The following is a 10291-nucleotide window of genomic DNA, read 5'->3' on the forward strand; positions in this document are numbered from 1 at the left end:
TCGGCTACCTCCAGGTTGAAGATCGTGCTGCTGACGGGAGAAGCAACAGGCGCGCTAACGGATCGGACGCCTCAGGCCCTTACCGGTCGGGGGCTGCACTCGCTCGCGTCTGACCGGGAGCATCCGGCGGCATCCAGCGCGCCGGACCCGACGCCAGCTGGTTCAGCGCGGCGGCCTGGAGCGGGGCCGAGGCCGGGGGAGTGTCGCGGTGAAGCACGATCCCGCCGTTGGCTGCGGCGAGGGATTCCAGCGCCATCTCCCAGGTGCGACCCGTGAGATGACCGAGCTGTACTCGATCACCGGCGGCAGCGCCGAACAGTCGGTCGACCTCGGCGCTACTGAACATCGGCCGGCCCTGGGCGTCGCAGTCCGCGACGTACTCACCCAGGTCCGGGTGGTTCAACACGAGCTGGCCCAGGTGCTCGTACGCCGGGTCCTCCCACACCTTCCACGCGGCATCCCTCGGCAGCGCCTTCGCAACCTGGACGCTCGTCCCGACAAGGGTCTCTGCGCGGATGTAGCCGCGGCCGAGCTCGAGGCTGGTGCGACGGCTCGACCCGGCAGCTGACGGCTCCCGATCGCCCGGCAGCACGTACTCGTGGTCCAGGTTGAACTCCTCGAATACGTCGAGGACCTGGCCGACGCTCTCGGGCGGGCAGGAGTAGATGACGATCTCGAGCGGCGTGCGGTCACCCATGGAGTGCGTCCTTTCCTTCGCTCTGGCGTCCTAGATCGCGAGGCCGGACTGGCCCGGCGGTTCGCTCGACGGCTTCGGTGGGTGGCTGGCGGTGTAGCTGAGGGACCCGGCGAGGGTGGCTGAGGTGTGGGCCCGCATCTGCGCGCTTTCGATGACCGAGCGCATGACGGACACGCCCTCGTCGGCCCGGTTGACTTCGCGTTCCGCGTCGTGGACGTGGGAGTCGAGCAGCATCAGCGCGGTCGTCGCCGTCGTGGACTCGGCGGCGTGCTGGGCGTGGCGAGTGATCTGATCGGCGACCGGCCGGGCGAGGGCCACCACCTGGCCGAGCACCTCGATCTGGGTTCGAAGGGCCTGCACCTCCCCGTCGCGGTCGTCCACGTCCGTGCTCCGGCCAAGCTGGTAGCCGGCCTGTTCGATGGCGGTGCTGGCCGTGGTGAGGTGGCGGGCCAAGTCCTCGCCCAGTTCGTTCATCGCACCCGAACGGAGCCTCAGGCGTGCCAGGTGCTCGCTCGCAGACTCCACGTAGAAGTCGCGCCGCTCCTCCTGGTGGGCATAGAACGCATCGGTCGCGGCTTCGTCGAGGACGCGCAGCGACGAGGCGGCGAGGTCACCCAGCTCATCGACCGTGTCGGCGGCGCGGCGTAGTGCCCGCTCGGCATCGAAGACGGCATCGGCGGCGGCGAGCATGCCCCGCCGGTTCATCGCGACTCACCCACCCCACGACCGGGGTCCTCGATCGCCGACAAGATCACCCGCAACTGGCTCGCCGCCGTCATGGCGTGGGTGAGTTGCTCGCGCAGCGCCGCCACCGGGTGCGGGGTGCCACCGACAGCGGAGTTGGTCGTGGAATGGCTCATCGGTGGTCTCCTCAGATTCGTTGTCCCTGAGCGGGAGTAGCAACCGATGGCGCGCTGGATCGGACATCCGTGCCGGGAATCTTTCGGCGACCTGCCCGGGGCTCTGGGGGGAGAGGGGCTTCCCACCGGGCGCGAGGTCGTCAACACTGCAAGTCATGGACGACGAGCAGGTGTTGCGGGCCCGGCAGGTTGCCGTGGCCGCGTCGGCGTGGTTCCACGCCCGCTCCGACTCCGAGGCCTACCGCCGGCTCCTACTGGCCTCCGCGCAGTGGGTCACCTACCGCGCTCCACGACTCGACGAACCGGCCTCCGATGAGCTCGCCGCCCACCTCAGGCGCGCGGCTCGCCTGGCACTCGACGTGATGGACGACGACGCCGCCCAGCTGGCGACGAACGTGGCCGATGCGTCAGTCGCCTGGCTCGGTCCCTCCGGGGACGGCGCGGCCTACGACCACTTCGAGAACAAGGTCGCCGAGTGGGACAACTACTGCACACCGCCGCTGCCTGAGCCTGCTGTCGAGGAGCTGCTCGACGAGCTGGGGGAGGACCGGGCGCCGGTCGCCCTGCGCGAAGCCATCGAGGTGGTTACGGCCCAGCTCCACGGCGCCGTCCCAGAACCGCGCTGACGCCGAGGCATGGCTGCGCACATTGAGAGCCCGCCGGCGTCTCGGGTCGCCAGCGGGCTCTCAATGGAGAGCGTCGCATGCCCCACGAGGTTCTGTCCTCGCAACGATCAACGTCCTCGCGCCCTAATCGGGGCGCCTTGGAGTCCAACGCAGTTCTTCTGTAAGGAGCGCCAGAGTTCCTTATGGTGGTCGGCGTGGCACTCACCCGACGTACCCAACGTTTCGGCGAGCTCGCGCACGCCGTGGAGGCCGAGTTGCTGGCCCGCGACATCGACCTCGACGCCGAGGTCGTCGACCAGATCCTCCGCAACCGAGTCGATGCCGTCGCTGAGTTGATGCGCGTGACGCCGCGCACCGCGCTCGGCTACGCGCCCGAGGATCTTCCCAGGATCATCGCCGACGCGGTCGTCGAGGCTTCGCAGGGTCTCCCGGAGACGATGCCATGCGGTCGCCGGCGCCCACACCTGCGCCTCGTCGAATAGACGCATGACCTCGGGCGCCGGGACTCGGGTAGGTCTGACCCGATGCGCCACCCCGGACAAATGCACGGTGCCCGGTTCGCATCTGCGACGATCACCGCATGGCCACCGTCTCGGAGGCGGCCCATGAGCTCATCGACAGCCGCACCGCCGCCGCCATCCTCGGCGTCACACCGGGGCAAGTGAGCTGGCTGGCCGGACAGGGTCGCGTGACCCGGATCGTCGAAGGCCGCCGTCACTGGTTCGACAGGTCATCGGTCGAGCGCGAAGCCGACCGCAGGACGAGGGAGTCCCAGTGGGTCTCCTACCTCGAAGCCGCCCGCATCGTCGGCTGCTCGCCCGGTGCGATCGCCACCGGCGTCAAACGCGGCGAGATCGCCCACCGGCAGGCGTCCCGCGGACCGCGAGGCGGCAGAGCCTCCCTGGACATCGAATCGGTCTATGCCTTCCGTGACGCCAGGACTGCTCGCATCCAAGCGGCGAAGGCACGCACGGAGGAACGGCTCGCGCGAACGAGACCTCCAGACGACGGCGACGTCTGGGTCTCGACCGAGGTCGCCGCCCTCATCCTCCGACTCTCGCCCAGCCGGGTCCGTCAACTCGCCCAGGCCGACCGCCTCCCCTGCGAACGCGTGGGGCGACTGCTCTGGTTCCGCCGTAGCGACGTCGAGCGGATCTCCTCGGCCCGCAGCTTCACGGCACTCATGAAGGCGGCACGAGCCGACGCGGCGCGCGAGAACCACCCCGCTCCTCAGCCGGTCGAGTGACCTTCGTCGTCGCGCTCCAACCCCGCCCAGGGTTTCACTCGGGGCGCTCGACGTACCCCAGGAGCCGGGACAGCGGCGTACCGGGCAGGTCCTCGGGCGCCGGCGTGTCCATCACCGCCTGGTCCACAAGGCGTTCGACAACGGCGGGCATGTCATCGAGGCGACTCGCTCTCGACGACCACGAGCGGTCGACATCGACCTCGACCGGTACACCCAGCCCGGGCAGCGACCGGGCCGCGGCCTCGACACGCTCCTTGAGCGCCTGTCCGTACGCGGCGATCTCGCGCGCGCGCTGCTCTTCGAGCTGCTCCTCCAGCTCGGCGACCGAGGCCAAGCGGGCCTCACGTTCGTCCACCAGGCGGTCGTACTCGGCGCCGAGCTCCGGCGACTTCGGCAGATACGCCTCCGTGATGGGCTGGTCCCGCCCCCAAGCCATCTCCTGGCCAAGGATCATGCGCTCCCAGTACCTCGCCTCATCCTCGCTGCCGAAGGTGTTCGCCGCCCGCCATGCTTCCAGCGACCATGCCGGCGCTGCCGGATCGACCGGCTCCCACGGGCCTACCGTCGCGGCCTCGCCTTCGCCGTCGACCGTGCGCTGGTAGCGCCACAGATAGGGCTCGGGGTCAATCGGCGGGTTAGCGGCCTCCGCCTCGCGGTACATCTGCTGCACCGCGGCCTCGGCGTCGTTGTAGCCCTCCCACATGCGGGTCCGTTCGGCGACCAGGTCCTCGACAAACAAGGTGATGGTCAGCGGTTCCGTGCGGTGGCGCCACAGGTCATCCTCGTCCGGCCCAACCGTGCTCTCCAGGAGGCTCCGCACGCCGGCGGCCTCCCAGGAGCCGGAACGGCCAGCCAGTGCGCTGTCGATGCCGCCGAGGTTCGCCGTCGCGCCCGCCAACGCCAAAGTGACGAACTCGGCCCAATCAGCCTGCTCGGACCTCCCGGGGTCGACCTCCCACCGCACGTCGCGAAGAGAGCCGTCGGCAGGCACCTCGACCGGCCGCAGCAGCGGCCGGCGCAGGCGGCCAGCCTCAGTCAAGACCGCGATCGCATCCTTCAGAACGCTCTCGTACGGGCGCGCAGGCGGCGAGGTCGGCATCACCGCCGTGATCACCCCGTAGGTGATCGGGTTGCGCGACGCGTTGGGCAGCGGATCCCGGTGCCCAACGAGCGGATGGTCGACCACGAGACGCCCATCGATGGCCACCCGGTCCTCATGAGGAACGATCGCCTCGACCATGCCCACCCCGACGACCTTGTCGTCGTACACAATCACCGCCAGCACGCACTCCGCGAGCGTGGCCAACTTGGCCTTCCACACCCCGCGAGCACGCTCCCACAGCTCGGCAGGCCGCAGGTCGGCCGCGTACCCGAGATGCGTACGCCCCAGCGGATCCGGCTGAGGCGCGGGCCGCTCGTCGGCGAGCCGGATGCGCACGGCCTGAACGTCCTGAGGATCCGTCCACCCAGCATCAGCGGTGGCTGATGGAGACGTCTGGCCCTGAGTCATGCCGCCACCCTATGCCCGACTCTCTAACTAGTCAACTAGTTACAGAGTCATGGTTTCAGAAGAGCTGGCCCTGCACGACGGTCCGCTTGCCGCTCGCTGCGAACTCCTTCGCGGAGACGACGAAGATCCAGCCCTCGGCCTCCAACACGTCGAGCCACGCACGCACGGCCTCGAACTCGGCCGGCGACCAGCGGCCGGGAGCGCGTTTCCCGCTACGAGCGACGGCGCGGGTGATGTCGACCCACGTGAAGACCGTCCAGTTCGCCCGACCCTCGATGCATGACTCGAAGATGGCCGACTTCCACTCCTCGGGCACTGCCATGGCATCGCCGGCTGCAGGTACTTGCTGGCGCTGCTTCGCCTCAGACCTGTCTTCGCGGGGGAGGGGAGCAGCGGGCATTTCGCCGCGAGTCCGGCGAGGAGGTGTTCGGGCCGCACGCTTGGCCGCCAGCTCGCGCGCGGTCTCGTCGTGACGCAGGTCAGCCGGTGTTGCGATGAACCGGTTCTTCGTCAGCTCGTCGTGCCAACAGTCAGCGAGTGGGGCAATCGCGATACGAGCGGTCGTGTACGTGCCCGTGTAGCGCGCGTCGGCAGTCGCGGGATCACACAGTGTCCCGATCTCCCGCGTCGACGGATTGACCACCAGCACCCGCGCCCCATCCTCGACCAGGACCGCGACGAACGCGGGGAGCTGAACCCGCCCGGACTCGTCCGGCCAGGCACGCACACGAGAGTGACCCAATAGCCACAGACAGTCGACCCCCGCTGCCTCATAGTCGGCCCGCTTCGCGAGTGCGGCCTCGATGGTGAATGCCTTGTACTCGACCTCGATCGCAAGCGGACGCCCCGCGTGAGGCTGCACCAGAACGTCAGCTCGACGATCGGTGCCGGCGACTGCCGCCTCGACCTGCACACTGGCGACGTCCGCCCGTCGGAGGAACCAGTCCGCGATCATCAGCTTCGCCTCGACGTGGTGCAAAGACTCCGGTCCGCCTGGATGCGTCGTGTCCGTCAGGTGCCGAAAGTGATGCCGCTTCTCCCCACCCACCGTCGTGATCGGACCGGCACAGTCCGGGTACGGGCAACGCAGATCGGCGCGAGTCCGCGGTCGCATCTGCTTGGCAGAACCGTCCTCGAGGTACACCGACTCGCCCGTGACGCGATCCAGCGCCCACACCTGGCGCGCGTCGTCGTCGAGGAACGAGTAGAGGTCCACGGGCGGATCCTTTACGGGACGTCCGACACTTTTGATCGCCCAACGCCCCCAGCCCCACGGCATGGCCCAGGCCCGGCCGCTCGCATCGTCGTCGAGTCGACCCTGATCGACGACAAGGCGTGCGACGACTCCAGGTGCGGCATCCCCTCACAGCGGCCCATAGCCCATGAGAAGGCCCATTCACGATGCCCACGGCGTAGCCGGCGTGGAGGTGCTGGGGCATTGTCCGGCGTCGTTGTCGCCAGTCATGAGCAGGAGCAAGGGGCCGGCCAGGCGGTGCGCCGTCGCTGCCCTGGGGCCGTCCGGCTGAGGCACCTCTGCCTGTTGCAGAGCGGCGGCGCGGGCCCGTCCTGCATCGGTCGCCCTGATGCGAACCCAGCTCCACCTCGGCATCCACTCTTCATCGATAGTGGCGTGGCCTCGTTCCTCGCTTTACCGTGAACGGCGTGACCACCACGACAGATCCCGACACGGTTGGCAACGTTCAGGAGGTGTTGAAGCGCGCGCTGAACCAAGCCGGCTACGTCCTCGACCACGTCCAGGCGGACGCGCTCGAAAAGCCGACGCCGTGCGAGGAATGGACGGTGAGCGAACTTGCAGACCACCTGATCGCCGCGCCGCGCCGCTTTATCACGATGATGCGCGGCGAGCAGCCCGACCGGGCAGCCGCACCCCCTCACGTCGAGGACGGTTGGGGTGCCGCGTTCCAGAGCGCGGCCGACGACCTCCTCGACGAGTTGCAGCGACGCGGTGGCGAGGTCGCCGTACCGCTCGAGATGGAGATCGCCGAGCTCGCTGTACACACCTGGGATCTGGCCACGGCCCTCGGCTCACCACCCATGAGCTCCCTGGACCCGGACGTCGCCCGGATCGCCTTGGCGTTCATGCGCGCCAACCTCACCGACGACAACCGTGGCGCGGCGTTCGGTCAGGCCCGGAGCGTGCCCGAGGACGCCGATGCCTATCGCCGGCTGGCCGCCTTCGCGGGCCGTCGTTAACAGCCGACCAGGCACCGTCGACGTGGAGTTGCGCGACGACGGGACCAAGGTGCAGGAAGTCGACGTGGTCCTCAGCTGCAACGGCCGGCTGCACCTCATCGACTGCAAGCTGCACGACGGAAAGAAGCGGACCCGGCGGGTGCTCATGAACAATGGCGGCTATCAGCCAATGCCCCTGAGCAGCCAGAGCCGTGCGGCGTTCGCCACCCGCCGGCCGCTCGGTGACGGGTGGCGACCAAGGTCACGCTCCTGCGCTCCAAGATGGATGTGCGTGATGAGATCCGCAGCCGGCGTGCCGAAGTACCGGATCGACGCAATCGACAAGGTCGATCTCGTCAAAGTGCCACTCCAGACCAAGTTCGAGCAGCTGTCGAGCCCCCTGCACCACGGTCACTCTGGTTCCGATCTGATCTGAGGGCGTTTGTGGGGATTCAGAGCTATCGGGTCGTCGGAGAGCTGGCAGACGGAGAGGCTCTCAAAGAAGCGCTTAGGCTTGCATTGCGCGCGAACTCGGTCGTCGTGGTGCGTGCTGTGGAGATCTTCAACGAGCTGGCGGCACGGCGCGGTGATCCTGCTCGAGAGTTCGTCCTGGCGATCACAAGTACGGGCTTCTCATATCCCGAGCCGAACTCTGAGCCCGAGCAGTTCTGGCTGCACGACGAGGCGTCAGGCGACACAGTGACCTTCTGGGTCATGCACGGACGGTCTGAGCTCATGATCATCCGTTGACCGCAGGTGAGCCAGACATTCGCGTCGCGTTCACGAGGCGGTTGCGGCGCATGTCCCAGCGTCGGGAGCCGCGAAGCCTGGTTGGTCCCCAGCCGATCGCGTCTCGGCCGTAACGGGCTGGGAGATCGTCGACGGTGTGCAGTGAGTCGGAGGCGAGAGGCCGCTTCCACGGACCATCTGACACACCCCACCACGGGCTCACAGATGGCGCACGAGGGCCCCCCATGCAGGATCTGACGGCCGACGCGAAGACTCGGCTTCGGCAATACCCCTCAGCCGGTCGATGAAGGGCGCCAGTGCCTCGTTCTCGGTGACCAAGCGCTCGCCGAGAGTGCTCAAGGCTGCGACCTGCCGCGGCTCGAAGGTGCCCGCGCCGCCGATCTTGCTGACGACGGCGATCCACATCTGTTCCATCATTTCGGCCTGCTCGGAGGTCGCCGTCGGGAAGTCGGCAGCAATGTCGAGTTGACCTGCCTCCTCGAGAGCCTTCTGAAACGCTTGATCGTTCTCCGGCGCGGTCGTGGACTTCTTCTTGCTGAACAGACCCATTCCGGATGTCCTCCTATGCGCGGTGCTCGCTGGCGGTGCCCCCAATGTAGCCGGGTTCCCGCCGCGCCGAGCTGCTATCGCCGCTCTTTCCTCAGGCCCGAACGCCCGCGCCGCGGCGCTACAGCCTTGCTCCGCGGGTGAATGCTCGCGCGACGATAGTGAAGCCCACGGCTGACACTGCTGCGACGACGCCAAGCCAGCCATCTGGTCCTCCGAGCATCACGGCCAGTCCAACGACGGCGATTCCGACGAGCCCGAGTGTCGCCTCAGAGACGGCCCAGCCAAGCGCGAACGCCACGCTGCTTGCAACGAAGAGGAAGAGTAGGTGGCTGATCTCGTCCAAGTTGAACATGTCCGCGCCAGTCGGCCTCGTGAGGAATCCAACGATATCCACGAGGCCGAGTAGGGCCAGCCCGCGTTCGCCTCGGAGAGCAGAGGCACGGTTGAACACGAGCGTTCCGAGCAGGAAGCATGCGAAGACCAAGAGGACAAGTGCGAGCCGGTAGCCGGATTCGAGGGCATCGTACGCTTGGCCGCGGACAATGTGGACCATCTGGATGAGCGCGCACACAAAACCGACGATCCCCAACGCGGTGACCGTGAGTCGTTCTGCTGCCCGGAAGGCCATGAACACGGCGACGACGGCGCCGATCAGTATTCCGGTTTGGCTGTCGGCTCGGGCGTCGGTGATGACGATGGCCGTGCCTAAGGCGTAGGCGCCGAGGGCGGCGGCGGGAATCGGGGAGTCGGCAGGCGAGGCGAAGCGGGTGCCGATGCCTTTCGGTGGTCGGCCAACTCGGCCGTCGCCGCCGAAGATCATGAATTTGATAATCCAGGCCAGGCACCCGAGGACGAGGATGCCCGCTAGAAGTTCATGCAACATGCTTGAGTCTTCCAAGGGGCTGCTCGGAGGCAGTTCGGAGCCGAGCGGCCGGAGGTTGCGACGGTCGCTGGCGATCGGTCGTCAACATCTCTTCGACGTGTCGACGCTCTTGAGGGGCACCTTGAAGGTCTTGTCATTCGCGAGGTCGGCGAGGAAGACAATCTGACTCGCTGGGAGTGACTTGTCGTCGGCGTTACTGGAAACGCTGCTGCCCAGGACATTGTCCTGGATCCACGCACCCGAGGGAAGGTTGATGGTCTTCACAGGGCACCACCCGCGGTATATCTCCACTCTATTACATCCTTCGTCGGCTGTTCCTGAAATGTGAGCGGAGAATGCCGATACAACGTACTTTGTCCCGTCGTCCCGGGTGAATGTGAGCGTGTCGGAGCCACAGGTCTTGTATCGGTCGCTGAAGGGAAACGCTGTCGTCTCAAGGAGCATCGCGGAGTGTGCTTCCGCTTCGCTCCACTTCGAGATCGCAATCGGCCGGAGGTAGAACAATGCCGCGCCGATCATTGCGAAAGCCATAGCGATGGAGAGGATTCGTCTGGGCCAGTATCGTCCGGCCAAAATCACTACCCCGGCGACAACGAGGATGACGCACGTCCCACTGAGCCAATCAGTGAGGAAGTAGTCACCAGCCTTTCGTACCGCTGGATCGAACACCGCCACCGAGGTCGCACGTCCAAACCTGTCGCGCAGCGCGAACCTACCGATGAGCCATGGGACAAGAACCGTGACGCATGCTCCCACGGCAAGTACGACCACGCTCCAGTCGAACGTGCGGCGGTTTGCCGCGCCCCGTGCCGCAGCGGCTGCTGCTGTGGCTTTGCGTTGCCGGTCTTCCTCTTCGTGCTGTTCGCGTTGTCGTCGCTCCTCGGCTTCTCGGATGCCTTTGAGTCGTGCGGTTTCGGTCTTCTCGGCCGCAGGGAGTGTCGCAAGCGCGAGCGCAGCGTGCTCCGGACCCGCGGTGG

At 67.3% G+C, this 10291-nt stretch carries 14 protein-coding genes; 6 read left to right on the forward strand and 8 right to left on the reverse strand.

What is annotated here, in order from left to right:
- Positions 1–79: 79 nt before the first annotated feature.
- The 3 genes from ABLE53_RS24655 to ABLE53_RS24665 are packed head-to-tail and all read right to left on the reverse strand — an operon-like array spanning position 80 to position 1557.
- Entirely contained in the window at positions 80–697 is a 618-nt protein-coding gene (locus ABLE53_RS24655; RefSeq protein ID WP_348861847.1) for a hypothetical protein, read from the reverse strand.
- Between the two features lie 30 nt (positions 698–727).
- On the reverse strand, positions 728–1387 hold the full coding sequence (locus ABLE53_RS24660; RefSeq protein ID WP_348861848.1) for a hypothetical protein: 660 nt from the start codon (positions 1385–1387) through the stop codon (positions 728–730).
- A gap of 11 nt (positions 1388–1398) precedes the next feature.
- Positions 1399–1557, reverse strand: a complete 159-nt coding sequence (locus ABLE53_RS24665; protein WP_348861849.1) for a hypothetical protein — start codon at positions 1555–1557, stop codon at positions 1399–1401.
- A 155-nt stretch (positions 1558–1712) separates the two neighbouring features.
- On the opposite strand from ABLE53_RS24665, the gene ABLE53_RS24670 reads away from it, so the two are divergent.
- The 3 genes from ABLE53_RS24670 (at position 1713) to ABLE53_RS24680 (ending at position 3429) form a co-directional block, all read left to right on the forward strand.
- Positions 1713–2183 (forward strand): hypothetical protein, encoded by a 471-nt coding sequence (locus ABLE53_RS24670; protein ID WP_348861850.1) that lies wholly within the window; start codon positions 1713–1715, stop codon positions 2181–2183.
- Between the two features lie 194 nt (positions 2184–2377).
- On the forward strand, positions 2378–2665 hold the full coding sequence (locus ABLE53_RS24675; protein ID WP_348861851.1) for a hypothetical protein: 288 nt from the start codon (positions 2378–2380) through the stop codon (positions 2663–2665).
- A gap of 206 nt (positions 2666–2871) precedes the next feature.
- Complete coding sequence (locus tag ABLE53_RS24680) at positions 2872–3429, forward strand: helix-turn-helix domain-containing protein (protein WP_348861852.1); 558 nt, start codon at positions 2872–2874, stop codon at positions 3427–3429.
- A 34-nt stretch (positions 3430–3463) separates the two neighbouring features.
- On the opposite strand, the gene ABLE53_RS24685 is transcribed toward ABLE53_RS24680, so the two are convergent.
- Both ABLE53_RS24685 and ABLE53_RS24690 read right to left on the reverse strand, forming a co-directional pair.
- Complete coding sequence (locus ABLE53_RS24685; protein ID WP_348861853.1) at positions 3464–4867, reverse strand: hypothetical protein; 1404 nt, start codon at positions 4865–4867, stop codon at positions 3464–3466.
- A gap of 127 nt (positions 4868–4994) precedes the next feature.
- On the reverse strand, positions 4995–6155 hold the full coding sequence (locus ABLE53_RS24690) for a competence protein CoiA family protein (RefSeq protein ID WP_348861854.1): 1161 nt from the start codon (positions 6153–6155) through the stop codon (positions 4995–4997).
- Positions 6156–6601: 446 nt separating this feature from the next.
- On the opposite strand from ABLE53_RS24690, the gene ABLE53_RS24695 reads away from it, so the two are divergent.
- From ABLE53_RS24695 to ABLE53_RS24705, 3 genes are read left to right on the forward strand one after another with little or no spacing between them, the layout of a single operon-like run.
- The gene (locus ABLE53_RS24695) at positions 6602–7153 is read left to right on the forward strand and encodes a TIGR03086 family metal-binding protein (protein WP_348861855.1); all 552 of its coding nucleotides are present in this window, start codon (positions 6602–6604) and stop codon (positions 7151–7153) included.
- Between the two features lie 22 nt (positions 7154–7175).
- Positions 7176–7568, forward strand: a complete 393-nt coding sequence (locus ABLE53_RS24700; RefSeq protein WP_348861856.1) for a hypothetical protein — start codon at positions 7176–7178, stop codon at positions 7566–7568.
- An 8-nt stretch (positions 7569–7576) separates the two neighbouring features.
- On the forward strand, positions 7577–7882 hold the full coding sequence (locus tag ABLE53_RS24705) for a hypothetical protein (RefSeq protein ID WP_348861857.1): 306 nt from the start codon (positions 7577–7579) through the stop codon (positions 7880–7882).
- Positions 7883–8080: 198 nt separating this feature from the next.
- Here ABLE53_RS24705 and ABLE53_RS24710 read toward each other — a convergent pair whose 3' ends face one another.
- The 3 genes from ABLE53_RS24710 to ABLE53_RS24720 form a co-directional block, all read right to left on the reverse strand.
- Positions 8081–8431: a hypothetical protein gene (locus tag ABLE53_RS24710; protein ID WP_348861858.1), complete on the reverse strand. Its 351-nt coding sequence runs from the start codon at positions 8429–8431 to the stop codon at positions 8081–8083.
- A 118-nt stretch (positions 8432–8549) separates the two neighbouring features.
- Positions 8550–9314 (reverse strand): hypothetical protein, encoded by a 765-nt coding sequence (locus tag ABLE53_RS24715; protein ID WP_348861859.1) that lies wholly within the window; start codon positions 9312–9314, stop codon positions 8550–8552.
- Positions 9315–9395: 81 nt separating this feature from the next.
- A partial coding sequence (locus tag ABLE53_RS24720) for a hypothetical protein (RefSeq protein WP_348861860.1) occupies positions 9396–10291 on the reverse strand: 896 nt, incomplete at its 5' end.

Source organism: Nocardioides asiaticus (assembly GCF_040049175.1).
In the GTDB taxonomy this organism is placed as follows: domain Bacteria; phylum Actinomycetota; class Actinomycetes; order Propionibacteriales; family Nocardioidaceae; genus Nocardioides; species Nocardioides cheoyonin.